This window comes from Kocuria sp. KSNUG (assembly GCF_049532735.1).
In the GTDB taxonomy this organism is placed as follows: domain Bacteria; phylum Actinomycetota; class Actinomycetes; order Actinomycetales; family Micrococcaceae; genus Kocuria; species Kocuria rhizophila.
The window spans coordinates 153,335-176,873 of the sequence record NZ_CP150981.1; the positions used below are offsets into that span (position 1 = coordinate 153,335).

A 23,539-nucleotide genomic window follows, 5' to 3' on the forward strand; every position below is an offset into this window, starting at 1 on the left:
TACCACTTTGATACCATTTCGGGTATGGCAATGACATTGAGACTGACAGAGGATGACGAGCGGGCGCTCGCGGAACTCGCCGAGGCAGAAGGCATCAGCAGGCAGGAGGCCACGGTCCGCGCCATCCACGAGGTGGCCGCACGTCGTGGTCATGAGCGTCGAGTCACCGATTCCTCAGGACGGGCGCGCGCTCGCTATGCCGATGTGCTGGACCGCCTCGGCCGATGACCGAATACCTGACCACCGAGGATCTGCTGGCGCTGATCGAGGACCTCGGTGTCGGTCCGCTGCGCGACCTAGGACTGCTGGATGCCGCCGCGCACCGCCCTGCCACCGCGCTGTGGGGCCATGAGGCATATCCCTCACTGGATGAGAAAGCTGCTGCACTGCTGGAGTCACTCGTTCGCAACCACCCGCTGGTTGATGGGAACAAGCGCCTCGGCTGGCTGGCCACGGTGGTGTTCTTGGACCTCAACGGAGCCTGGATGGAGGCCCCCGACGACGCCGCCTACGAACTCGTCGTCGCCGTCGCCAGCGGGCGGTCCGATCTTGCCCAGACCAAAGCGATGCTGCGCCGCTGGCACTGATCCGCCTCAGGTGTTGGCTGCTCACGCCCATTAGTCCCGGACTTCATCCAGGGATGCATCCAGCAGAACCTCACAGACATCGAGCTGACTCACGAGGGCCAGCGCTCTCTTGTCTGACACACTTCGTCCATGCCGTTGAACATCGCGCGACTCTCTCCAGCGGAAGGCGGTGGCTTCTCCGCGGAGGGTCTGGGTCGCGCTCGATGGCTGGTGCTCTCGAACGGGCTCGATGCCGGGGGACGCTCGGCCACGGATGTCGCCGTAGACGTGCTGGCCGTTCTGGTCCTGGGTGCGGGCGCCGACCAGATGGGCGTGCTAATGACGTTGTCCGGGCTCGGATTCCTCGTCTTCGGCGTCCCGATCGGCATCATGGTGGACCGCCGCCTCAGCCCTGTTCTCCTGTCGGCGACCGGCATCGCAAAGGCGGCCCTGCTCAGCACGCTCGTGCTCGCCTGGGCGGTAAACGCTCTCACGTTTTTCCACCTCGCAGCGGTCATGTGCCTCCTGGGGGTACTCACCGTGCTGGCTGAGACCACACAGACGACACTCGTTCCCCGCGTCGCGCCCCCTGCCCATGTGCCCCGCTTGGCGGCACGACTCGAATCCGCCGATGCGGCTCTGGGGCTGATCGTGCCCGCAGCCGCCGGTCTCGCGGTGGCGAAACTGGGATCGGGACCCGTTCTCGCCCTCTCTGCAGCATTTCTCCTGGCAGCCGGGCTGGTGGCCCTCAAGGTCCGAATGATCTCTCCAGCGCAGCGCGAAAGCGCAAAATCCGGGATAGCCAATGCTGAAGCCGCCCTCTCCCGGTGGGCCCGTTTCTGGAGGGATGCCGTCGAAGGATGGAGCGTCCTCCGCAGCGCTCCCGCACTATGGCTACTCGCCCTGAGCGGCACGGCCAGCAACCTGGGTATGTCACTCTTCGTACCTGTGGAGGCCGTCTGGATCCTCACCGATCTCCGCATGGGGCCGGAGTTCCTCGGCTTCCAGCTCACTGCGGGTTCAGCCGGTGCACTGGTGATTGCCGCTATTGCCAGCCGTTGCATTTCGGTTCTCGGTGACCGCGGATGCATCCTCACTGGCTCATTCGGATGCGCGGCGGCCGTGGGGCTCCACCTGATGGCATATGTAGACCGCAGCCACGCGGGGGTCTACCTGCTCGCGGGGTCCGCCCTGTGGGGGTTCATGGTGGTGCTCAACAACATCACCCAAGCAACGGTCTTCGCACGCGCCTGCCCGGAGGGGACTCTTGGACGCGTAACCGCCCTTCGACGCATGCTCACGCGCGGTGCTGTGCCCTTTGGCACCCTCGCAGGTGGCGCCATGGGCGCAGCTTTTGGCACATGGTGGGCTCTCCTGGGTTGGCAGATACTCGCCGTAGTCTCGCTGGCACTGTCGAGCATGGCCTTTCGTCATCTGTCGAAAGCGCCCACGCACACCTCATAGCCGCGGATGAGTTGCGCAGCTCAGGCCATCGTCCCGGTCAAATTCGCCTGGCGGACGTCCCGCGCAGTTCACTGACCACTGACTCCCGCGACCGGCGGACGCACCGATGTCGACCGCATCACCGCGATGCCGCACTGCTGGCACCGCTGGCACTGTCGGTGCAGAACGCGTCGAGAACGCCCACCTATGCGCTTAGTGCCACCCGCTCTCGCCTCACTCATTTCCCTTGCGCTTGTAGTAGCTGTCCCGGACCTTCTGACCGGCCTGCCGTTTGAGGTCTTGCACGTCGTCGTCGAACGTCTCGTGCGTCATCTGCTTGAACCGACGCCATTTCTCATCGAACTCGGCCTGGGTGTCACCCGGCTGCCAGGACTTCGACAGGATCACCTCACCCGCGGTTGCCACGGCATACGCGGCGCCCAGCGCCACACCGCCCCTCAGACCGCCCAGGAGGAGGGCGCCGAGACCCAATCCCACGAGGGCATGGATCAGCACGGGCAGCAGTGCATAGTCCCACCCTCCCGGGGCGGAGAGCCGCCGCCTCACCACGAAAGGCCGCTCCGCCAGGGTGGTCAGGACTTCCCCGATGAGCACGGCCGCGATGGCCACGACGATGAGATTCTCCACGGGTACCGCTCGCAGCCACCCCGGAAGAGTCGCCAACCAGAGCAGGAGGACGATCACCGGCACCTTGAGGGCACCCATCATCAGGTGCCCGGACAGTGGCGCCCACAGGGGAGGCGGGGTCCAGTTCTCGGGATTTCGCGCGGTTTCGGCGGTCCTCATGCACCGTTCTCGTGGCCGACGGCGGGTGCTTTGCGACTGCGGATGAACATCATGCTTGAGCCAAGACCCGCCACTGCAAACACCAGGAAACCGATCACCCGCAGGTAGAACGTGCTGTCCGTGTCCGCGAAGTATGCGACCACGAGACCCGCGAGCGCCACAAGTCCCAGGCCCACGGCCAGCGCGCGGGTCTTCTCCTGCCCCAGTGCAGTGCTTTTCTCAGCAGACATTCGGTTCTCCTCACGTCGGAACGAGCTATCCACGACATCACGGTTCGAGACCGTCCACAATGGCCATTCGGCCACTCGTGAGGAGTCACGGCATACGCTGAACACCCCACCGCGAACCGAGGAGACCCCGTGCCCGAAGGTGATTCCGTCTACCGCCAGTGCAAGATGCTGCGCGAGGCGCTGGAGGGCGCCGTGATCGAGAGCTCGGACTTCCGGGTGCCCGCTCTCGCCACCTCGGACGTGTCCGGGCGCACCGTGGTGGCGGTGGTGCCGCGTGGGAAGCACATCCTCATCCGGCTCTCCGCGGCCCCGGACGCGAAGCAGATGAAGTCCGGCGCCGAACCCCTCACCCTGCACTCGCACCTCATGATGGACGGCACCTGGCGGGTCTTCGACCGGCAGCAGGACGACGCCGCGCGCCCCGCCGGGCGCAGGAGCCGACCCGGCGCAAGCCCCTACCGCCCGCGCGGCCAAGTTCGGAGGGGTGGCAGCGTGCGCTCGGCGGCCGAGGCGCGCACCCGGCTCAGTGCGGACGTGTCCACCGGGCAGGGCTCGCACACCATCCGAGCCATCCTGCGCACCAAAGAAGTGGAGGCCGTGGGCTTCGACGTCAAGGACGTGCGCCTGGTGCCCACCCGGCTGGAGGATCAGGAGCTCGTGGGCTACCTGGGCCCGGACATCCTCGGCCCGGACTGGGACCTGGAGAAGGCGCTGGAGCGGCTGAGCGCCCAGCCGGACCGCGCGATCGGCACCGCCCTGATGGACCAGCGCAACCTCGCGGGCATCGGCAACGTGTACCGCGTGGAGACCCTGTTCATGACGCGCACCAACCCGTGGGCCCGCGTGGACTCCCTGCCGGAGGGCAAGCTGCGGGAGATCGTCACGCTCGCCCACAAGCTGCTGCACCTGAACAAGGACCGCTCCATGCGCTCCACCGTGGGCCAGGCGCCGCAGGGCCGCCCGCTGTTTTGGGCGTACGGCAAGGACGGTCAGCCGTGCCGCCGCTGCGGGACGCAGCTCAAGCGCGGGGAGATCGACGACGCCCTGCTCACCGTGGACCCCGCCCCCTCACGCACCGCGGTGCAGCACCTGCGCACCATCGCGTGGTGCCCCCGTTGCCAGGCCGCGGCCTGACACGCCACCGCCCCGCGGACCCGCGCCGAGGCAGGGAGTCCGCGGGGCGGCATCGTCGTGGAGGGACGGGTCAGTGCGTGATCCAGGTGCGGTTGGTGGTGCGGGACCAGTGCACCGTGTAGCCGTTGGAGAAGCGCTGGCGCACCTCGGAGCCGGAGCGGTACTCGTCCGTGACGGGATAGCCCAGTCCGCGCTCGTAGCCGCGGGCCTTCCAGGCCTTGCCGATCGCGCCCGTCTCCTTCACGGCGTGCGCGCCGCTGCGGGGGGACCAGAGGATCTTCCACTGTGCGCCGTTGGGGGCGCGGAAGTTCTGGTACACGCCCCCGCCGGGAAGTCCGCCGCGCTCGGGCGTCACCGGGGTGCCGATCACGGCGGCACCGCCCAGCGCGTTGTACCGGGCACGGATGCCACCCGTGACGGAGTAGTTCGCGGCGGCCGCGCCCGTGGGCGGCTTGGACTGCGGCGCCACCGGGCCGCCCGTCACACTGGTGCGGGCATCAGCGGGTGCCCGGCCGGCGGGGTAGCCGTACGAGGTCACGGTGCCGACCAGCCGCCAGCCCTGACCCGTGCGGCCCAGGCTGCCGTCCACGTAGGTGAGTCCGATGCCCACCACTTCCATGCGAGGATCCGTGAGCACCTTGTTGTGCGCGGGCGAGCCCTTCCACCAGTTGGTGAGCTCCGTGACGTTGTTCTGCCAGGACAGGGCGTGGATCTCCCCCGCGGCGTCGTAGCCGGCGGCCCGGGAGTCGGTGAGGAACGTGTTGGTGTGGCTGATGACTTCCTGGTTCACCAGCCGGTTGGACTGGCCCTGGGCGATCCCGGACAGGGACGGGGAGTACTTCACGGGCTTGAGACCGCGGGAGGCCCGGTGGCTGTTGATCTGCCCGAGCATCTTCTGGGCGTCCGCGTTCCGGGTGCCGGAGGACACGGAGACGATGTCCGAGGAGGAGGCGTTGGCCGCTGGCGCGGTGAACAGGCCGCCGGCGAGGACCACGGCGGCCGCCGCGGTGGTTGCCGTGAGCGCCGTGACGGCGCGGCGGAAGGAGCTCTGCCCGGTGCGGACAGCGAGGTGGCGAGGAGGCATGTGGCGTCGTTTCGTCTTCGGGCGCGCAGGGGTCCCGTCGCGGGATGCGGCGGGGCGGTACACGCTGCGGGGACAGCTCGCGTCGGCAGGCGCCGACAGGTGCGGCGCACGTCCGATGGCGGCGTGTGCGTCGTGGGCCCGGAAACGGGGGGGAAGACCCGCGGGCAACGGTACCCCGGCAGGGCATCTTGGAGTGCGGCCCATCACATGTTACGCAATCGTTACGTGACGGCCCCGGTGGCGGCCGCGTGGCTGCTCGGCGTCAGGCGCGAATCGATCCGCACGTTCCGTCCCGTGCGGGGGTGCACGAACTCGATGGAGCGGGCAATCAGCTGCAGGGGGTTGTCCGGGTCCTCCACGTCGAATTCCTCGCGCGGCTGCGGGTAGAGCCTGTCCCCGCGCAGCGGCAGCCCGAGCGACGTCATGTGCACCCGGATCTGGTGGGTGCGCCCGGTCAGCGGGGCGATCTCGTACAGCCCCCATTCCCCGTCCACGTCCTGGAAGGTCTCCACGCGGCGGATGTCCGTGACCGCATTGACCTCCCCCGGTTCCTCGAACGCCTGCACCACACCCTGGATCTTGCGGATCCTGGACTCCACGCGCACGGGCTCCTCCCCTACGCGCTCGTTCACGCCCGCCACGGCCCAGTACGTCTTGCGCACCGTGCGCTCCTGGAACATGCGGTGGAACGCGCCGCGGTCCTCTGCGCGCTTGCACAGCAGCAGCACTCCGCCGGTGGAGCGGTCCAGGCGGTGCAGCGCGGAGATCTCGTCGTTGCCGAACTGGCAGCGTGCGGCCACCACCACCGAGCGCCGGACGTTCTCCCCCTTGGGTGTGCTGCACAGCCCGTGGGGCTTGTCCACGGCCACGATCCACTCGTCCTCGTGGAGCACGTCCAGCGTGACGGGCGGGGCGTCCTCGTCCGGCACGGGGCGGTGGAACCACACTGACACCCCCGGTTCATAGGGGGTCGCCGGGGTCACGAGGACGCCGCCGTCCCCGACCACGCGGCCGGCCGCCACCTGCTCGGCGAACCACGCGGCGTCGTCGGGAAAGCGGGCCCGGACGTAGTCCACCGCGGTGGCGGGCAGACCGGGGAGAGAGTCGAGCACGGGGTCCGGGGCGCCCGGGCCGGGCATGCGCACCCGGGTGGGCCCCACGCCGCGAACGGTGGGCAGGGGTGGGGTGACCCGGCGTCTCACTGTGTGTCCGACCCGGCCGATACCATGGCGAGGAACCTAACACACCACCGTGAGGCGGGACCGTGAGCGAGAACAGCACCCCGGAGCGCGTTGTGCTCCTGGACGAGCAGCACCAGCCGGCCGGGACCGCCCTGAAGTCCGAGGTCCACACCGAAGCCACTCCGTTGCATCTGGCGTTCTCGTGCCACGTGCTGGACCCGGACGGCCGGGTGCTCGTGACCCGCCGGGCGCTGAGCAAGCGCACGTGGCCCGGTGTGTGGTCCAACAGCTTCTGCGGCCACCCGGGGCCGGACGAGTCCTTCGAGGACGCGATCGCCCGCCGCGCCCGCCAGGAACTGGGCCTGGAGATCCGCAACCTCACCGTGGTGGTCCCCGAGTTCCAGTACCGCGCCACGGACGCCACCGGCGTGGTGGAGAACGAGTTCTGCCCCGTGTTCGTGGCCGTCACGGACACCGACCCGCGGCCCGCGGAGTCGGAGGTGGCCGAGTACGCCTGGACCGCACCGCAGGACATGATCGCCGCGGTCGAGTCAGCCCCCTATGCCTTCAGCCCGTGGCTCGGGGACCAGGTGCGGGAGCCGGCGCTGCGGGAGGCGCTGGGCTGATAAGGGCGCGCCTCTCCTCTACACGCCCCTGCGAAGGGAGACGAGAAAGCGCCGTCATTGCCTCGCCTTATCTATGCTTCGCCTATGACAGCTCGCGATGCTCCTGATCTGCTTTTCTCGTTCGGCACGCTCTTGGATGACCCCGTACAACAGGCCGTATTCGGCGCATCCGTCCCCTCCCGCCGGGCCACGCTTGCCGGGCACGACGTCGTCGACGTGGTGATCACCGACCCGCATGTGATCGAGGTGAGCGGGTCCGCCGTTCACAAGGGATTGCGGCGCCGCGCGGACGCAGCAGTGGGCGGTGGCGTCCTTAAACTGTCTGCCGAGCAGCTCGCCCAAGCAGATGCCTACGAGGTGGATGCCTATGTAAGAAGACGGGTGCGCTTGCGGGATGGAGACGCCGCCTGGGCGTACGTCGCCGCAAACCCGCTCAAAGCAGCTGAGCGGATCGCCGTGACCGGGGACAGTATCGCCTATGGACGGACCGACCTGGCCGGAGGCTGGGCGGCGCTATTGGCTCAAAGTCACATTGGCGCGGACGAGGCAAACCATCGGGTGTTCCAGCTCGCCATCCCCGGTGCCACTTTGGCGGATACTTTTCGCCGGGCACTTGACGAAGTCGACCGACGGCACGCCGACACTGTCTTGGTGCATGCAGGCATCAATGACCTCGCGGATGCCAATGTCGGTCGGCATTCCCCTGATGACCTGGTGGAAATCATGGGCGTCTTGTGCACCCACATCGAGGATCGAGGCGCGCGGCCTGTGGTCCTTGGGCCCACCTGGACGGATGAGCAACGGGCGGCGCGTGAATTCGGACTTCATCTCGAACCTGGCGCTCTACGAAATTACCGGGACGAGCTTATGAAGTTCGGCGAGGCCACCAACCGTGATGTCCTAGATCTATGGCCCGCCCTGGAAAACCGGCCGGATCTGATCTCAGACGGGGTGCATCCCACTCCGGAGGGGCACGCAGCCCTGTTCGTAGCGCTCTGTAAAAATAAACCGCCTAAAGCCTAACCCCCGCCATGCGCGAGACCAATCAACTGCTGCCGCACCAACGTAGGGATAATGTCTTTGACACATCCCGCTATACGAAACACTTTCCCAATTTCCAGGTCAGTATGAAGCGTCAGGCCATCGAGAAGATCCACACGTGGGGCTGAGCCGCGCTCAAGCGGGTTCTGGGGCCCCACCGCACCCCGGCCCCGTTAGGCTTCTGCCACACCCCGCCACGTCCCGCAGGAGCCCCGCCATGTCCGAGTCCCCCGCCCACCGCGCCGCCACCGCCGCCCGTTCCGTGGACCGGCTGTTCGGCTCCCGTGCGTTCCGCGTGCCGGGCACGTACCTGGGCGCCGTCGCGTTCCCGCACCCGCGCCGGGGCCCGTGGCACTACTGGTGGCAGGCGCACCTGCTGGAGGCGTTCGTGGACGCCGCCGCCCGCGAGCGCGCGTCCGGCCAGCACGACGCCGCCGCCCGCTCCCGGTCCCGCGCGCACCAGCTGCTGCGGGGCATCGCGGTGCACAGCGGCGGCCGGGTGACCAACAACGTGTTCTTCGACGACATGGCGTGGCTGTCCCTCGCGCTGGGCAGGCTGCGCCACGAGGACGTCGCGGCCACTGGCCGCACCACGCGCACGGTGCAGGACGACGGCGTCGCGCTGGCCAAGCGGCTCGAGTCCGGGTGCGACGAGAACCTGGGCGGTGGGGCGTGGTGGAACATGACCCGCGACTACAAGAACACCGCCTCCACGGCCCCGGTGGCCCTCACGTTCCTGAGGATGCATCGGGTGGACCAGGCCCGTGCGCTGCTCACGTGGCTCTTCGACACCCTCTTCGACACCGAGCGGGGAGTCTTCCTGGACGGCATCCGCATGGTCGCCGCCGGCTCCGGCTCGGAGATCACGGCGGTGGACCGGCACGTCTACACGTACAACAGCGGCCCCGTGCTGGGTGCCGCGCTCGAACTGGCCCGCGTGACGGACGACGCCGCCGAGCGCGAGCTCTGGCTCTCCCGCGCCTCCCAGCTCGTGCAGGGGGCGGCGCAGCAGTTCACGGTCCCCGGCCCGCACGGCGCGCCCGTACTCACGGGGCAGGGCGGCGGGGATGCCGGGCTGTTCACGGGGATCCTGGCGCGCTACCTGGGCTGCGCGGCGTCGTCGTCCGAGCTGGATGCCGAGGCACGCCGCACGGCGCAGGCGCTGGTGTGCGACACCGCGGACGCCCTGTGGGACGGGCGCCGCGAGTTCGACCCGGACGAGGACTTCTCGAATCCTGGCACGAGCGGCGGCGAGACCGTGGCGGTGTTCTCCCCGGAGCCGTCCCAGCACGCGAACCAGGCGCAGCGCACCGGCGCGCCCGTGGAGCTGAGCACCCAGGTGCAGGCGTGGACCGTGCTGGAGGCGGCCGCGCGTTCGGCTGACCGCTGAACCGGGCCCGCCACGCGGAGGGACTCTGGCCCGCGGGGGTGTGCCGGGGGTAGAAACGAGGCATGAGCTCAGTACGCACCCCGGACCCGAACCCTGGTTGGCTCAGCGAGGACGACCTCAACCGAGCCCGCGCCACGCTGCCCATTGTGTACGTCCAGGCCATTCCCGTGCGCCTGGACCCCCTGGGCTGCCTGTCCGAGATCGGGTTGCTGCTGACCGCCAACGACGAGGGCCGGATGGTCCGCACGTTCGTCTCCGGGCGCGTGATGTACCGGGAGACGGTGCGCGCCGCGCTGCTGCGCCACCTGGAGAAGGACCTGGGCCCGCTGGCCATGCCGCAGATGCCCTCCACCACCGTGCCGTTCGCGGTGTCCGAGTTCTTCCCGTCCCCGTCCGAGACCGGGCTGACCGACGACCGCCAGCACGCCGTGGCCCTGAGCTACATCATCCCTGTGCGCGGCGAGTGCGAACCGCGCCAGGACGCGCTGCAGCTGTCCTGGATGACCCCGGATGAAGCACTGTCCCTGGACGTCCAGGAGGAGTTCGAGGGCGGGCGCGAGGACCTCATCCGCCAGGCGATCGCCCACGCGGGCTGGGGTCGCTGAGCGCACCCCCTGGGTGCCACGACATCCCTAGCCCCCTGACTGCAACAAGGTTGCGCCACTTGATGACCCGGAGCTGGTGACGGCTCCGGGTCGTCGCGTGCTCGCGCAAGTTACCGGCCTTCCATTGACCGGTACACCCGATTGCCCGTAGCTTGTGGCAACCGGGTTGCACTATTTGCAACCCCCGACCCCTGGGGGATCCATGACGCACGATGCTTCAGCTCCGCAGGTCACCTCCGCGGGAGGCCCGCCGCACGCCGCGGCCGCCGTCTCCGCCGGGACGCGCCGCCGGGTCATCGGAGCCAGCTTCATCGGCAATTTCGTGGAGTGGTTCGACTACGCCGTGTACGGCTACCTGGCCGCGACCATCGCCGTGGTGTTCTTCCCGGAGTCCGATCCGCAGACGGCGCTGCTCGCGACCTTCGCGCTGTTCGCCATCTCCTTCTTCGTCCGGCCCGTGGGCGGTTTCTTCTGGGGCCACCTGGGAGACCGGCTCGGGCGGCGCACCGCGCTGTCCCTGTCCATCCTGATCATGACCGGCGCCACGTTCTGCATGGCCCTGATCCCCGGGTACGGGACCATCGGGATCTTCGCCCCCATCCTGCTGCTCGTGGTGCGGATCGTGCAGGGCTTCTCCGCCGCCGGTGAGTACGCGGGCGCCTCGGCCTTCCTGGTGGAGTACGCCCCGGCCCACCGCCGCGGGCTCTACGCCGCGGTGGTGCCCGCGAGCACCGCCGCGGGCCTGCTGTTCGGCTCCCTGTTCGTGGCCGCCCTGACCGCCGTGCTCTCCGGGGACCAGATGAACGTGTGGGGCTGGCGCATCCCGTTCCTGCTGGCCGCCCCCATGGGTCTGATCGGGCGCTACGTGCGCACCAAGCTCGAGGACACTCCCGTGTTCCAGGAGCTCGCCCAGGAGGACGAGGTCATCCACGCCCCCATGCGGGACATGTTCCGCCACCACTGGGCCACGCTGCTGCGCGCGTGCGGCGCCGTGCTGCTCAACGCGGTGGGCTTCTACATGCTGCTCAGCTACATGCCCACGTACCTGTCCGAGGAGATCGGCTTCGGCAAGACCGAGTCCTTCCTGGCCACGTCCCTGGCGCTGCTGTCCTACATCGGCTTCATCTTCCTCACGGGCCTGGCCTCGGACCGCTTCGGGCGCAAGAAGCTGCTCATGGCCGCGTCCGTGTGCTTCGTGCTGCTGACCGTCCCGCTGTTCCTGCTGCTGGACGAGGGCTCGTTCCTGGTGGTGCTGCTGGTGCAGGTGGTGCTGGGCGCCATGCTCACGCTCAACGACGGCACCCTGCCCAGCTTCCTGGCCGAGCAGTTCCCCACCCGCATCCGCTACAGCGGCTTCGCGGTGAGCTTCAACCTGTCCAACGCCATCTTCGGCGGCACCGCGCCGTTCATGGCCACGCTGCTGATCTCCGCTTTCCACAGCGAGCTCGCCCCCGCCTGGTACCTCATGGCCGCCGCCGCAGTGTCCTTCGTGGCCGTCGCCCTCTCCCACGAGACGCACCGCGAACCACTGACGCACTGACCCACCCCTCCCCCAGACCGCACCGCCCTCGGCCCCGCTGCACGGTGCGGGCAGCGCGGGAGCACCGACCCACCCCCACCGGGGCAGGGGCGGCGACGCCGCGGCGTCGCCGCCGTCCCGGCCCACCAGACCCACCACCAAGGAGGATCATGAACACGTCACCCGCCACCGATGTCTCGGAGCTCGCCCGCCTGAAGGTCATGCACAACGGCCAGAAGGAGCAGCTCACGTTCTCCGACGCCGAGTTCGAGCGCCGCCTGGACGGGCTGCGCCGGATCATGGCGGACAAGCAGCTGGACGCCGTGATCCTCACGAGCCACCACGGCATCAAGTACTACTCGGACTTCCTCTACACCACGTTCGGGCGCAGCTACGCGCTGGTGGTCACCCCGGAGGACTCCGTGACCGTGACCGCGAACATCGACGCCGGCATGCCGTGGCGCACCAGCTACGGCGAGAACGTGGTCTACACGGACTGGCAGCGCGACAACTACTACTTCGCGCTGCAGGAGGTGCTGCGCCAGCGCGGGATCACCGCCCGCAGGATCGGTGTGGAGGACGACGCCCTGCCGCTGCTGAACCGGCAGCGCATCCAGGACGCGTTCCCGGACGCCGAGCTGGTGGACGTCTCCCTGGAGTCCATGCGTCAGCGCATGTTCAAGTCCGCGGAGGAGATCGCGGTCATCAAGGACGGCGCGCGCATCGGGGACCTGGGCGGTGAGGCCATCCGCAACGCGATCCGCGAGGGCGTCACCGAGTACGAGGTGGCCCTGGCCGGGACCGAGGCCATGATCCACGAGATCGCCACCACGTTCCCACTGCGCGAGGTCCGGGACACCTGGGTGTGGTTCCAGTCCGGACTCAACACGGACGGCGCCCACAACTGGGCCACCACACGCCGGCTGCGGCGCGGGGACATCCTGTCCCTGAACTGCTTCCCGATGACCTCCGGGTACTACACCGCCCTGGAACGCACCCTGTTCCTCGGGGAGCCGGACGCCCGCTCGCGCGAGCTGTGGGAGATCAACGTGGAGGTCCACGAGCGCGGGCAGGAGCTCATCAAGCCCGGCGCGGTGTGCCAGGACATCGCCCACGAGCTCAACAAGATCTACGTGTCCCACGGGCTGCTGGCCAACCGGACGTTCGGCTACGGCCACTCGTTCGGCGTGCTCTCCCACTACTACGGCAGGGAGGCCGGGCTGGAGCTGCGCGAGGACATCGACACCGTGCTGGAACCGGGCATGGTGATCTCCATGGAACCCATGATCACCATCCCGGAGGGTCAGCCCGGTGCCGGCGGCTACCGCGAGCACGACATCCTGGTGATCGGGGAGGACACCGTGGAGAACATCACCAGGTTCCCCTACGGCCCCGAGCACAACATCGTGGACGCGTGAGATCCCCTTCACGCACCGGGGCGGTGCCGCGTGTCTGCGGTGCCGCCCCGGTGCGTGCGGGAGAATACGGAACGCCATGACTTCTGCGACCAACGACTCCCGCACCACTCCCGTGGTCTCCAACGCCATCGGCGTGCTGCGCTGCTTCACCGTGGACGAGCCGCACCTGGGCGTCACGGACATCGCCGGGCGCGTGGGGCTGCACAAGTCCACCGTGTCCCGGATCCTGACCAGCCTGGAACAGGAGAACCTGGTGGAGCGCGATCCGCAGTCCCTCAAGTACACCCTGGGGCTCGGGCTGATCACCCTGGCCGGGCCCCTGCTCGCGGAGCTGGACGAGCGCCGCGTGGCCTACCCCGTGCTGCAGGAGCTCACGGAGCGCACCGGTGAGACCAGCGCCCTGGTGGTGTGGAACGGTACGGAGACGGTGTGCGTGGAGCAGATCCCCAGCCCGCGGGAGATCAAGCACACCATCCCCCTGGGCACCCGCTACAACTCCGCCCCGAGCTCCACGGTCCAGGTGTTCCTGGCCCACCAGCCCCAGGAGCGGGTGCGCGCACTGCTGCTGGCCGGCACCCTCACGCACCACTCCACGGCCGACGCCGCCGTGGACGCCTACCTGGGTGAGCTCGCCGAGGTGCGCGAGGCCGGGGTGGCCGTGAACTACGGCAGGACCTCAATGGACGAGATCGGGGTGGCCGCACCTGTCTTCGACCACCGGGGTGAGCTCGTGTCCGCGGTGGTCATCGCGGCCCCGCGGTACCGGGTCACGGAGGACCAGGTGGCCCTGCTGGTGACGGCGTGCACGGATGCCGCCCGGGAGGTCTCGCAACGGCTGGGCCACGTTCCCCCGGCCGGCTGAGACCCGGGGCCCAGGAGACGGCGCACCGAGATCCCGGGGGCGCCTTGGAGACGGCACGCCGGGGCTCCGGTGACGACGCCACGCGGCGGCCCCGAGCGGCGTCGTTCCCCTCGCCGGCACGTGCCCGGGACCCCTTCGGCCACCGGACCCGGCACAATGGTCGGGTGCCCACCACAGATCCCACACCCCCGTTCAGCTTCGCGCTCCACACCCGGCTGCGTGACAGTCCCTCCCTGCCCGAGGAGCGGGTGCGGGAGAACGGCGGGCAGTTCCAGGCCCGCACGGGCACCATCACCACCCCGCACGGGCAGATCCAGACCCCCGCGTTCATCCCCGTGGCCACCCAGGCCGCGATGAAGGCGGTGCTGCCCGAGTCCATGGCGGCCGAGGGCGCGCAGGCCATGCTGGCCAACGCGTACCACCTGTTTCTCGAACCCGGCGACGACGTCCTGGACGAGGCCGGTGGGCTGAGCACGTTCATGAACTGGCCGGGCCCCACGTTCACGGACTCCGGCGGGTTCCAGGTGATGTCCCTGGGCTCGGGGCTGGGCAAGGTGATCGACATGTCCACCGTGGCCAACCCCCTGGGGGACTCCCAGATGGCGCCCGGCCAGAAGCGCATGGCGCGCGTGGACGACGACGGCGTGTGGTTCCGCTCCTACCTCAACGGGGACCTGCACCGGTTCACCCCGGAGGTCTCCATGCAGGTGCAGCACAACATCGGCGCGGACATCATGTTCGCGTTCGACGAGCTCACCACCCTCCACAACACCCGCGAGTACCAGGAGACCGCCCTGGAGCGCACCCGGAAGTGGGCGCTGCGCTGCGTCGCGGAGCACCGCCGGCTCACGGATGAGCGCGCCCACAAGCCCTACCAGGCGCTGTTCGGCGTGATCCAGGGCGCCCAGTACGAGGACCTGCGCCGCCAGGCGTGCCGGGACCTGTCGGAGATGGGTTTCGACGGCTTCGGCATCGGTGGCGCGTTGGAAAAGTCGCAGCTGGGCACGATCGTGCGCTGGTGCACCGAGGAACTGCCGGAGAACACCCCCAAGCACCTGCTGGGCATCTCCGAGCCGGACGACATCTTCACCGCGATCGACAACGGCGTGGACACCTTCGACTGCGTCTCCCCCACCCGCGTGGCCCGCTCCTCCGCGGTCTACTCCCCCACGGGCCGGTTCAACCTCACGAACATCCGCTTCAAGCGGGAATTCACGCCCATCTCGGACACGTGCCCCTGCTACACGTGCACGCACTACACGCGCGCCTACCTGCGGCACCTGTTCAAGTCCAAGGAGCGCAACGCCGCCACCCTGGCGTCCATCCACAACGAGCGCTTCGTGCTGGACCTCGTGGCCGGCGCCCGCGCCGCCCTCGAGGCGGACACCTACTTCGAGTACCGGGACGAGTTCCTGGGCACCTACTACGGCACCACCCGGCCCAGCGCCTGACGACGACGCCGCGGGGCCGGCTGGTGCCGCGGCGACCGCCCACGCGCGTCTCGCGAGGGCGACAACATCTCAGAGCGCCGTGGGAATGCCGGCGACAGCCACGAGCTCCTGCTGCGACATCCCCGCCCGGTCGATGATGGGCATGGCCCGGGCGATCCGCTCCTGCACCGCCGGGATCTGCAACGACGCACTGTGGGCAGCCGGCGTGTCCCAGACCTCGGTGACCCACACCGCGTCGGCGTCCTCCGGGTCGCGGGCGACCAGGTAGAGGCGGCATCCCGGCATCGGTTCGCCGCGCTCCTGTTCGCTCAGGATGCTTGCCAGAGTGTCTCCCTCGCCCGGAGTGGATCGCAGGCGGCCGTGGAGCATGTAGAAGGAATTCTCACCGGTGGTCTCGATGTCAGCCATGTCACAACCGTAGCCCCCAGGAACCGCGTTGAACCTCCCCGGACCGCAGTCCTGCAGGGCGGACCTCGCAGGCATGCGCCGCCCCGACGGCGCGACCGACGTCCTGTCACGGTGGCCTGCGGGCCGGACCGGTCTGGCCGCGAGTCCACGCGGGCTGTCCGGATCACCCCTACTGGACGCAGTGAATCTGGCCCCGCTCCCCCGCGTTAGACTTCCGTGAACTTCTTCAACCCGCCGGGAGTCCTCTGCACGCGGATCCACGGCCCCGGTGGGTCCACCCGATGCCCCGCCGCAGCAGGCGGGGGTTCAGGGATCCGCAGGTTCGAGGGCTTCACGTGTTGAGCGAGACCAGGCGCATCCCGGCCACGGGACCGCTCTGCCGCGCCGCGCGCTCGGTGACCTGGGCCGCGCGAGCCGGCGGCAGCGGCGTCGTCGTCCGCGCGGTGGCCGCGGGACGGAGTGCTCGAGCATGAGCGCCCAGCCCGACTACACCGTCCCCGGCGTGCTGCACCGCGTGAGCGCGTGCGCCGGGATGATCCTGGCGCCGAACCCCGGGCCCATGACCCTGGACGGCACCAACACTTGGATCCTCTCCGCCCCCGGAACCGGGCCGGAGCACCCGAACTACGGCCAGCACCCGTCCGCGCAGGGGCGGGGCGAGTGGCCGGGCGCGGACGTCGTCGTGGTGGACCCGGGGCCCCTGGACGAGGAGCACCTGCAGGCCGTGGCCGCCACCGGCAGGGTGGTGCTGATCCTGGTGACGCACCGCCACGGGGACCACACGGACGGCATCGACCGCCTGCACGAGATCACCGGCGCGCCCGTCCGCGCGGCCCTGCCCGAGTTCTGCCGGGACAGCGGCGAACCCCTGCGGGACGGGGACTGCGTGCTGGCCGCGGGCGTGAGCATCCGCGTGCTCGCCACCCCCGGGCACACCTCGGACTCCGTCTCGCTCCTGCTGCACCACGACGAGCCGGAAACCATTCTCACCGGCGACACCGTCCTGGGACGCGGCACCACCATGATCGACCACCCGGACGGCACCCTGGACGACTACCTGCACACCCTCGAACGGCTCGGCACACGCTCAGGTGCCATGGGCCTGCCCGCCCACGGCGCACCGCTGCCGGACTTGCAGGACGTGTGCGACGAGCTCGCGGAGCACCGGCTGGAGCGGCTGGAGCAGGTGCGCGGCGTCGTCGCGGAGCTGGGCGGGCGCGCCACCGTGGAGACCGTCACGGACGCCGTCTACGCGGACGTCCCCGCCGGGGTGCGCCGCGCGGCCGAGCACTCGATCGCGGCCCAGCTCGCCTACCTGGACCGCTGAGCCCGGCGCACGACGACGCCGCACGCGCCGTTCTGCGCGACCCTCAGCCCTGCAGCGGGGCGGGCTCCGCGTAGCTGGGCTCGCGGCGCTTGATCCACGCGATCGCGGCGTAGGTGACCGGCATGATCACGACCTCCACGAGGCACTTGTAGACGTAGCCCACGAGCACGTAGTTGAGGAACCCGGACCACGAGTCGATGCCGATGATGGGCGCGGCGATCGTGCAGAAGATGACCGTGTCCACGAGCTCGCCCACCATGGTGGAGGAGATCAGCCGCGCCCACAGGTGCTTCTCCTGCGTGCGCTGCTTGACCTTGACCATCACGTAGGCGTTGAGCAGCTGACCCACCAGATAGCCCAGCAGGGAGGCCACCACGATGAGCGGCACGGGCCCGAGCACCGCCTCGAAAGCCGCCTGGTTCTCGTAGAACGGGGCGGGAGGCAGGATGATCACGATCCAGAACACCACCGAGGCGAACGCCCCGAAGAAGAACGAGGTGAGGATCGCCTTGCGGGCGGCGCGGAAGCCGTAGACCTCGGAGACCACGTCCCCCAGCACGTAGGCCAGCGGGAACAGGAAGAACCCGCCGTCCGTGATGACCGGGCCGAACTGCACGCCCTTGGTGGCGCCGATGTTGGAGAGCACCAGGATCACGCAGTACGCCGCGAGGATCACGTCGAAGTACGTGCGGGGGCGGCGGGCGAAGGCCGGCTGCGCGGTGGCAGCCGGGGACGCGGCGCGCGCGGCGGCGTCGTCGTTCGGCGCGGTGGAGGAGACGGAGGCGCGGGGCGGGGTGGCGTGGGAAGACACGGGTGTCCTTGGGGTCGTCGCGTGCGGTGAGGGGACGTCGCCTGCCACCCGACGTCGCGCACCAGTGTAGTGGGGCGTTCGAAACTCGCGGGGCCGGTGCCGGTCGGAGCACAATGTGGAGCATGAGCGAAACCACACGCAACCAGCCGCCCGTCGCCATGACCGTCGCGGGCTCCGAGGCCACCGGCGGCGCCGGGGCGCTCGCCGACATCAAGACCTTCACGTCCCTGGGGGTCTTCGGCTCCCTGGCACTGACGTGCATCGTCGCGTTCGACCCCGAGAACGACTGGGGCCACCGCGTGACCCCCGTGGACCAGCAGACCCTGGCGAACCAGCTGCAGACCATCACCGCGGCCTACGACCTGGACGCCGTGAAGATCGGGATGCTCGGCCACCCGGACACCATCCGCACCGTGGCCACGGCCATGAAGGAGCTCGAGCCCCGTCACCTGGTGCTGGACCCCGTGCTGATCTGCAAGGGCCAGGAGCCGGGTGCGGCCCCGGACACGGACCAGGCGCTGAAGGCGGAGGTGCTGCCGCTGGCCACGTTCGTGACCCCCAACCACTTCGAGTCCCTGTCCCTGTCCGGGATGGCGTCCATCGACTCGGTGGAGGACCTCAAGGAGGCCGCGAAGCGCATCCACGACTCCTCCGGCGCGGCCGTGCTCGCCAAGGGCGGCGTGCGGCTGGCCGGTGCGGAGGCCGTGGACGTGTTCTACGACGGCTCCACCCTGGAGGTGCTCACCGAGCCCAAGGTGGGCGAGGTGCCCGTGTCCGGCGCGGGTTGCTCGCTCGCGGCGGCCGTGACCGCGGAGCTCGCCAAGGGCGCCACCCCGCTCGACGCCGCCCGCACCGCCAAGAGCTTCGTGACCGCCGGCATCCGGCACCGCCTGGGATCGCACCTGCCGTTCGACTCCCTGTGGCAGGGCGGATACGCCGCTGAGGCGTAACCGCACAGCGCCACCGAGGTTCCTGGGAGCCTTCGGGGAATGCCCTGTTCCGCGGGGCATTCCCCGATCCCACGGGGTGGAATGGACATCGAACCCGCACGAGTGGTCAGCGAAATCCAATTTTGCTGACAGAACAAGGTAAGGTGTCGTCATGCCCCGCATCACAGCTCCCAGCAATGCCGCTCAGCGCGAGCGGACCCAGCGCGCGATCCTCGACGCGTTCGGCGAGCTGCTGTACAGCAACGGGCTCACGGACCTCACCATGACCCGCGTGGCCAAGACCGCCGGGGTGGGCCGCACCGCGGTCTACAACTACTTCGCGGACATGGGCGAGCTGCTGGTGGCCTACGCCCTGGACAAGACCGAGCGTTTCGTCGCGGACCTGAACCGGGACCTCGCGGCCACCGAGAACCCCGTGGACCAGCTGGGCGTCTACATCCAGCACCAGATCGAGGACCTCAGCCGCCGCCACCTGCCCCCCGGCCAGGCCATGCGCACCGTGCTCTCCCCCGAGGACTTCGCCAAGCTCGGCGAGCACGTGCAGAAGCTGCAGGGCGTGCTCGCGGGAATCCTGCGGCGCGCCATGGACGAGGGCTACCTGCCCGAGGGGGACACCCACGAGCTGTCCCAGCTGGTGCACGGTTCCCTGACCTCCACCGCGGACCGCACCACCTCCGTGGAGAGCACCCGGACCCAGCAGGAGCGCACGATGGCCACCGTCCGCTTCATCCAGCGCGGCCTGGGCGCACAGTTCGACGCCGACTTCCACCCCGTCCGGCTGCCCCAGCAGCCGCCGCAGCTCAGCGCGGTGTCCTGATCCCGGGACCCCGGGGAAGGCCCCCGCGCCACACCGGTGCGGGGGCCTTCCCGTTTGGGATCACACCGGCGCCGGTGCGAATGCCCTGTGCTGCCTCGCGCCGCCGTGCAGTGCAGGTCGTCGCGTCTCACCGATGACCCACAGCCTCGCGCTCGATGCACACCGAAACTTCACATTGCGGTCATGACCTGGACCGATGCAGCTCTTACTCTCGTGCGCACCAGTTCCGACACAGGGAGTAGCCATGAAGAACTCACTCACCGCCCTGGCAGCCACCTGCCTCGTTCTCCCCCTCGCGTGCGCCACCCCCGCGCTCGCCTCCACCGCCGCGCCGGCGTCCGGAACCGCGGCGACGTCCGGGGCTGCCGCGGCGGCAGCGGCGTCGTCGTCCGCGAACGGCCAGCAGGGGCAGAAGGCCCAGCACGGGACCGCGCCGCTGCGCGTGGCCACGTACAACGCGTCCCTGAACCGCGGTACGGAGGGGCAGCTGCTCCGCGATCTCAGCACGCCGGACAACGAGCAGGCGCAGAACATCGCGGAGGTCATCCAGATCAACGCGCCGGACGTGGTGCTGGTCAACGAGTTCGACTACGTGCCGGGCGGCAAGGCCGCCGAGGCGTTCCGTGACAACTACCTGTCCGTGAGCCAGAACGGCAAGGCGCCCCAGGACTACCCGTACTACTACACGGCCCCCGTGAACACGGGCGTACCCTCCGGCATGGACCTGGACCAGAACGGCACCGTGGGCGGGGCCGGTGACGCCTGGGGCTTCGGCCAGTTCCCCGGCCAGTACGGCATGGTCGTCTACTCCAAGTACCCGATCGACCGGGACCAGGTGCGTACGTTCCAGACCTTCCGCTGGCAGGACATGCCCGGCAACGAGATGCCCACGTCCTACTACACCCCGGAGCAGCAGAAGAAGCTGCGGCTGTCCTCCAAGTCCCACTGGGACGTCCCCGTGCGGGTGGGCGGCAAGACCGTCCACGTGCTCGCGGCCCACCCCACCCCGCCGAGCTTCGACGGCCCCGAGGACCGCAACGGCCGCCGCAACAACGACGAGATCCGCTTCTGGTCCGACTACGTGGGCTCCCCGTCCCAGTCGCGCTACATCTACGACGACGCCGGGGCGCGCGGTGGTCTCAAACCCGGCGAGCGCTTCGTGGTCCTGGGTGACTACAACTCGGACCCGAACGACGGCGACTCCTACCCCGGCGCGATCGACCAGCTCCTGACCAGCTCCCGGGTCCGCGATCCGCGCCCCACCTCCGCCGGCGCCGTGGAGGCGGCCGCGCTGCAGGGTGGCGCCAACCGCACCCACGTCTCCGATCCCGCGTACGACACCGGGGACTTCTCCGACACCCCCGCCCCGGGCAACCTGCGGACGGACTACGTGCTGCCCTCCAAGAATCTCCAGGCGTGCCGGAGCGGGGTGTTCTGGCCGAAGCTCGGCGAACCCGGCTCGGAGCTCACGAGCGACCCCGCCGCAACCACCGACCACCACCTCGTGTGGGTGGACGTGAAGGTCCCCGGCAAGCACTGACCGGCTCCGGCCGGTTCCCCGCCTGCCGGGGTGGGGGCGCAGCGTGCCGTCGATGGGACGCGCGCCCCCGCCTGATGGGCGACCTTCGCGCTACGAGGCCACGGCAGTTGTCCACACATGGCGTCCCGGGGCCATGACCGAGGAGCCGGCCCCGGGGAACCCACCCCACGCCTGCTCCCCGCGTGACATGGCTCACGAACAGTTCACTTTTCGGTCATGACCTGGCCTTTTGCTCTCCCTACGCTCACTGGCAGCAGTGCTGGACCGGACGGACCGCTCGAACCCTCTCGACCGTCCACCCCTCGTCGGAGCCCCTTCCACAGCCCATGCCCAGGAGATCACCGTGCACACACCCCACTCCCCCGCCCCCGCCGGCGCAGTGCGCCGTGGCGCTCTCGCCATCTCGCTCAGCGCCGCGCTTCTCACCACAGGACTCGGTGCCGCTCCCGCCATGGCCGCGCCGAGCACCACGAGCATCGCCGCCATCCAGGGCACCGGGGAGAGCACTCCCCTGGCGGGCCGGACCGTCACCACGGAGCCCGCGGTGGTCACCGCGGTGTACCCGCCAGGACCCGGATCCCTCGGCGGGTTCGTGATCCAGACGCCGGGCTCCGGAGGGACGATCACCGGGACCACGGCCTCCACCGGGCTGTTCGTCTACACCGGGCAGGCTCCCGTGACCGTGCAGAAGGGTGATGCCGTGCAGGTCACCGGCACCGCCGGCGAGTACAAGGGCCTCACGCAGCTCTCGGGGAACGTGAGCGTCAAGAAGGTCGTCAAGAAGGTGGCACCGGTCAAGCCGGTCACCACCGACTGGGCCTCCACCGTCTCCTACCGGGAGAACTTGGAGTCCATGGTGTACCAGCCCCGGGAGAACTACCGGGTGGCGAACACCTACGGTGTGGGTCGCTACGGAGAGCTCGGGCTCTCGGCGGGCTCGGCGCTCCCAGCCCAGCCCACCGACGTCGCCCTGCCCGGCAGCCCCGAGGCCGAGGCGCAGGCCGCGCGCAACGAGGCCATCTCGGTGACCCTGGACGACGGCACCAACCGTGGCTTCGCCGCGAGCCCCAAGCAGGAAGCGCGTACCGTGCCGTACCTGGATCCGCAGAACCCCGTGGAGGTGGGCGACCGCGCGAAGATCACCGCCCCCGTGATCGTGGACTACCGCCACGACTCCTGGCGCCTGCAGCCCACGTCCCCGATCACCCGGGGCACCGAGCCCGCCCGCTTCACCCCCGCCTCCGACAAGACCCCGCGCGTGGGGGGCCAGATCTCCGTGGCCTCGTTCAACGTGCTGAACTACTTCACCACCACGGGCCAGCAGGAGAAGTGCAAGGGTGGGAACTACTCCACCGACGGCACGTACAACGTGGCCCAGGGCTGCGACGTTCGCGGCGCCTACGACGCGGCGGACCTGCAGCGCCAGCAGGCCAAGACCGTGGCGGCGATCAACCAGCTGGATGCCTCCGTGGTGGGGCTCATGGAGATCGAGAACTCCGCGAAGCTCGGGGAGGAGCCGGACGAGGCGCTGGCCACCCTGGTGGGTGCGCTCAACGGCGCGGCCGGCTACGAGAAGTGGGCCATGGCCCCCGTGGACGCCTCCCAGCTGCAGCCGGTGGCGGACCAGGACTTCATCACCAACGCGATCATCTACCAGCCCGCCGAGGCGACCCTGATGGGTGACACCCAGGCACTCGGTGCCGAGGCGAGCGCCGGCGGGGCCTTCGAGAACGCCCGGACTCCGTTGGCCGCGTCCTTCACGGCCACCCAGGGCCAGGGCCGCGGCTCCAACGCCCCCATCACCGTGGTGGTCAACCACTTCAAGTCCAAGGGCTCCGGGCCCAAGGACGGCCCCAATGCGGATGCCGGTGACGGGCAGGGCGCGTGGAACGCCGCCCGGGTGGCCCAGGCCGAGGCGCTGGTGGACTGGATCCCGGAACTCACGGACCGAGTCGGCTCCGAGGACGTGGCGCTGCTGGGCGACTTCAACTCCTACACGCAGGAGGACCCCATGCAGGTCCTCTACTCGGCTGGCTTCGTCTCCGCACCCGCGGCCGCCGAGCACACCTACGTGTACGGCGGGCAGGTGGGCTCCCTGGACCACCTCCTGGTCTCGCGGAGCCTGCAGCAGCGCACCACGGGCGCGGACGTGTGGAACGTCAACTCCGGCCAGTCGCCGCTGCTGCAGTACGCGCAGTACCGCACCACCGCGCTGGACTACTACCGCCCGGACGCGGCGGCCTCCTCCGACCACGACCCTGCCATCGCCGGGTTCCGGGCGGGCCGGTAGCAGCTCGCTCCGGACGACGTGCCCCTGTGGCCGCCAGCG

General features: G+C 69.7%; 23 protein-coding genes. 17 read left to right on the forward strand and 6 right to left on the reverse strand.

Annotation, left to right across the window (positions count from 1 at the left end; all coding sequences use genetic code 11):
* Positions 1-24: 24 nt before the first annotated feature.
* From AABM36_RS00670 to AABM36_RS00680, 3 genes are all read left to right on the forward strand, one after another.
* Positions 25-228 carry a CopG family transcriptional regulator gene (locus AABM36_RS00670; RefSeq protein ID WP_423446707.1) on the forward strand — a complete coding sequence of 68 codons (204 nt, stop codon included), beginning with the start codon at positions 25-27 and terminating at the stop codon, positions 226-228.
* A complete protein-coding gene (locus AABM36_RS00675; protein WP_423446709.1) occupies positions 225-587 on the forward strand; it encodes a type II toxin-antitoxin system death-on-curing family toxin in 363 nt (120 codons plus the stop codon). Before AABM36_RS00670 ends, AABM36_RS00675 begins: the two co-directional genes overlap by 4 nt.
* Positions 588-716: 129 nt before the next feature.
* Positions 717-2,030, forward strand: a complete 1,314-nt coding sequence (locus tag AABM36_RS00680) for an MFS transporter (RefSeq protein WP_423446711.1) — start codon at positions 717-719, stop codon at positions 2,028-2,030.
* A 213-nt stretch (positions 2,031-2,243) separates the two neighbouring features.
* On the opposite strand, the gene AABM36_RS00685 is transcribed toward AABM36_RS00680, so the two are convergent.
* Positions 2,244-2,816, reverse strand: a complete 573-nt coding sequence (locus AABM36_RS00685; protein WP_423446713.1) for a hypothetical protein — start codon at positions 2,814-2,816, stop codon at positions 2,244-2,246.
* The gene (locus AABM36_RS00690) at positions 2,813-3,046 is read right to left on the reverse strand and encodes a hypothetical protein (protein ID WP_423446715.1); all 234 of its coding nucleotides are present in this window, start codon (positions 3,044-3,046) and stop codon (positions 2,813-2,815) included. Before AABM36_RS00690 ends, AABM36_RS00685 begins: the two co-directional genes overlap by 4 nt.
* Before the next feature lie 129 nt (positions 3,047-3,175).
* Here AABM36_RS00690 and AABM36_RS00695 point away from each other — a divergent pair, with 129 nt between their 5' ends.
* The gene (locus AABM36_RS00695) at positions 3,176-4,180 is read left to right on the forward strand and encodes a DNA-formamidopyrimidine glycosylase family protein (protein WP_423446717.1); all 1,005 of its coding nucleotides are present in this window, start codon (positions 3,176-3,178) and stop codon (positions 4,178-4,180) included.
* A gap of 70 nt (positions 4,181-4,250) precedes the next feature.
* Here AABM36_RS00695 and AABM36_RS00700 read toward each other — a convergent pair whose 3' ends face one another.
* Together AABM36_RS00700 and AABM36_RS00705 are read right to left on the reverse strand one after the other, a co-directional pair.
* On the reverse strand, positions 4,251-5,264 hold the full coding sequence (locus AABM36_RS00700; protein WP_423446718.1) for a CAP domain-containing protein: 1,014 nt from the start codon (positions 5,262-5,264) through the stop codon (positions 4,251-4,253).
* Between the two features lie 221 nt (positions 5,265-5,485).
* Positions 5,486-6,424, reverse strand: coding sequence for a pseudouridine synthase (locus AABM36_RS00705; RefSeq protein ID WP_423446720.1), 939 nt, complete (start codon positions 6,422-6,424; stop codon positions 5,486-5,488).
* 104 nt (positions 6,425-6,528) lie between these two features.
* Between AABM36_RS00705 and idi the strand changes: the two genes are divergently transcribed.
* The 8 genes from idi (at position 6,529) to tgt (ending at position 15,357) form a co-directional block, all read left to right on the forward strand.
* On the forward strand, positions 6,529-7,071 hold the full coding sequence (idi, locus tag AABM36_RS00710; protein ID WP_423446722.1) for an isopentenyl-diphosphate Delta-isomerase: 543 nt from the start codon (positions 6,529-6,531) through the stop codon (positions 7,069-7,071).
* 84 nt (positions 7,072-7,155) lie between these two features.
* The gene (locus AABM36_RS00715; RefSeq protein ID WP_423446724.1) at positions 7,156-8,094 is read left to right on the forward strand and encodes a GDSL-type esterase/lipase family protein; all 939 of its coding nucleotides are present in this window, start codon (positions 7,156-7,158) and stop codon (positions 8,092-8,094) included.
* A 235-nt stretch (positions 8,095-8,329) separates the two neighbouring features.
* Positions 8,330-9,502: a glycoside hydrolase family 76 protein gene (locus AABM36_RS00720; RefSeq protein WP_423446726.1), complete on the forward strand. Its 1,173-nt coding sequence runs from the start codon at positions 8,330-8,332 to the stop codon at positions 9,500-9,502.
* 62 nt (positions 9,503-9,564) lie between these two features.
* A complete protein-coding gene (locus AABM36_RS00725) occupies positions 9,565-10,107 on the forward strand; it encodes an NUDIX hydrolase family protein (RefSeq protein ID WP_068469124.1) in 543 nt (180 codons plus the stop codon).
* A gap of 202 nt (positions 10,108-10,309) precedes the next feature.
* Complete coding sequence (locus AABM36_RS00730; RefSeq protein WP_423446728.1) at positions 10,310-11,647, forward strand: MFS transporter; 1,338 nt, start codon at positions 10,310-10,312, stop codon at positions 11,645-11,647.
* 149 nt (positions 11,648-11,796) lie between these two features.
* Entirely contained in the window at positions 11,797-13,044 is a 1,248-nt protein-coding gene (locus AABM36_RS00735; protein ID WP_423446730.1) for an aminopeptidase P family protein, read from the forward strand.
* A gap of 76 nt (positions 13,045-13,120) precedes the next feature.
* The gene (locus AABM36_RS00740) at positions 13,121-13,906 is read left to right on the forward strand and encodes an IclR family transcriptional regulator (RefSeq protein WP_423446732.1); all 786 of its coding nucleotides are present in this window, start codon (positions 13,121-13,123) and stop codon (positions 13,904-13,906) included.
* Positions 13,907-14,070: 164 nt separating this feature from the next.
* A complete protein-coding gene (gene tgt, locus AABM36_RS00745) occupies positions 14,071-15,357 on the forward strand; it encodes a tRNA guanosine(34) transglycosylase Tgt (protein ID WP_423446734.1) in 1,287 nt (428 codons plus the stop codon).
* 69 nt (positions 15,358-15,426) lie between these two features.
* Here tgt and AABM36_RS00750 read toward each other — a convergent pair whose 3' ends face one another.
* Positions 15,427-15,765 carry a putative quinol monooxygenase gene (locus AABM36_RS00750; RefSeq protein ID WP_423446736.1) on the reverse strand — a complete coding sequence of 113 codons (339 nt, stop codon included), beginning with the start codon at positions 15,763-15,765 and terminating at the stop codon, positions 15,427-15,429.
* Between the two features lie 469 nt (positions 15,766-16,234).
* Here AABM36_RS00750 and AABM36_RS00755 point away from each other — a divergent pair, with 469 nt between their 5' ends.
* Positions 16,235-17,092, forward strand: coding sequence for an MBL fold metallo-hydrolase (locus AABM36_RS00755; RefSeq protein WP_423446738.1), 858 nt, complete (start codon positions 16,235-16,237; stop codon positions 17,090-17,092).
* A 43-nt stretch (positions 17,093-17,135) separates the two neighbouring features.
* On the opposite strand, the gene AABM36_RS00760 is transcribed toward AABM36_RS00755, so the two are convergent.
* On the reverse strand, positions 17,136-17,903 hold the full coding sequence (locus tag AABM36_RS00760) for a queuosine precursor transporter (protein ID WP_423446740.1): 768 nt from the start codon (positions 17,901-17,903) through the stop codon (positions 17,136-17,138).
* Positions 17,904-18,025: 122 nt separating this feature from the next.
* Between AABM36_RS00760 and AABM36_RS00765 the strand changes: the two genes are divergently transcribed.
* From AABM36_RS00765 to AABM36_RS00780, 4 genes are all read left to right on the forward strand, one after another.
* On the forward strand, positions 18,026-18,853 hold the full coding sequence (locus tag AABM36_RS00765) for a hydroxymethylpyrimidine/phosphomethylpyrimidine kinase (RefSeq protein ID WP_423446742.1): 828 nt from the start codon (positions 18,026-18,028) through the stop codon (positions 18,851-18,853).
* 151 nt (positions 18,854-19,004) lie between these two features.
* Positions 19,005-19,670, forward strand: coding sequence for a TetR/AcrR family transcriptional regulator (locus AABM36_RS00770; protein WP_423446744.1), 666 nt, complete (start codon positions 19,005-19,007; stop codon positions 19,668-19,670).
* Between the two features lie 244 nt (positions 19,671-19,914).
* Entirely contained in the window at positions 19,915-21,210 is a 1,296-nt protein-coding gene (locus AABM36_RS00775) for an endonuclease/exonuclease/phosphatase family protein (RefSeq protein WP_423446746.1), read from the forward strand.
* Between the two features lie 343 nt (positions 21,211-21,553).
* On the forward strand, positions 21,554-23,500 hold the full coding sequence (locus AABM36_RS00780; RefSeq protein WP_423446748.1) for an ExeM/NucH family extracellular endonuclease: 1,947 nt from the start codon (positions 21,554-21,556) through the stop codon (positions 23,498-23,500).
* Positions 23,501-23,539 lie beyond the last annotated feature (39 nt).

Excerpts from the sequence above, each read along its gene's own strand:
- AABM36_RS00725 (WP_068469124.1), top strand. The coding sequence starts at position 9,565 with ATGAGCTCAGTACGCACCCCGGACCCGAACCCTGGTTGGCTCAGCGAG.
- AABM36_RS00755 (WP_423446738.1), top strand. The coding sequence starts at position 16,235 with ATGAGCGCCCAGCCCGACTACACCGTCCCCGGCGTGCTGCACCGCGTG.
- AABM36_RS00735 (WP_423446730.1), top strand. The coding sequence starts at position 11,797 with ATGAACACGTCACCCGCCACCGATGTCTCGGAGCTCGCCCGCCTGAAG.
- AABM36_RS00720 (WP_423446726.1), top strand. The coding sequence starts at position 8,330 with ATGTCCGAGTCCCCCGCCCACCGCGCCGCCACCGCCGCCCGTTCCGTG.
- AABM36_RS00775 (WP_423446746.1), top strand. The coding sequence starts at position 19,915 with ATGAAGAACTCACTCACCGCCCTGGCAGCCACCTGCCTCGTTCTCCCC.
- AABM36_RS00715 (WP_423446724.1), top strand. The coding sequence starts at position 7,156 with ATGACAGCTCGCGATGCTCCTGATCTGCTTTTCTCGTTCGGCACGCTC.
- AABM36_RS00685 (WP_423446713.1), bottom strand. The coding sequence starts at position 2,816 with ATGAGGACCGCCGAAACCGCGCGAAATCCCGAGAACTGGACCCCGCCT.
- AABM36_RS00770 (WP_423446744.1), top strand. The coding sequence starts at position 19,005 with ATGCCCCGCATCACAGCTCCCAGCAATGCCGCTCAGCGCGAGCGGACC.
- AABM36_RS00675 (WP_423446709.1), top strand. The coding sequence starts at position 225 with ATGACCGAATACCTGACCACCGAGGATCTGCTGGCGCTGATCGAGGAC.
- AABM36_RS00690 (WP_423446715.1), bottom strand. The coding sequence starts at position 3,046 with ATGTCTGCTGAGAAAAGCACTGCACTGGGGCAGGAGAAGACCCGCGCG.
- AABM36_RS00750 (WP_423446736.1), bottom strand. The coding sequence starts at position 15,765 with ATGGCTGACATCGAGACCACCGGTGAGAATTCCTTCTACATGCTCCAC.
- AABM36_RS00730 (WP_423446728.1), top strand. The coding sequence starts at position 10,310 with ATGACGCACGATGCTTCAGCTCCGCAGGTCACCTCCGCGGGAGGCCCG.
- AABM36_RS00740 (WP_423446732.1), top strand. The coding sequence starts at position 13,121 with ATGACTTCTGCGACCAACGACTCCCGCACCACTCCCGTGGTCTCCAAC.
- AABM36_RS00680 (WP_423446711.1), top strand. The coding sequence starts at position 717 with ATGCCGTTGAACATCGCGCGACTCTCTCCAGCGGAAGGCGGTGGCTTC.
- AABM36_RS00700 (WP_423446718.1), bottom strand. The coding sequence starts at position 5,264 with ATGCCTCCTCGCCACCTCGCTGTCCGCACCGGGCAGAGCTCCTTCCGC.
- AABM36_RS00670 (WP_423446707.1), top strand. The coding sequence starts at position 25 with ATGGCAATGACATTGAGACTGACAGAGGATGACGAGCGGGCGCTCGCG.
- AABM36_RS00765 (WP_423446742.1), top strand. The coding sequence starts at position 18,026 with ATGAGCGAAACCACACGCAACCAGCCGCCCGTCGCCATGACCGTCGCG.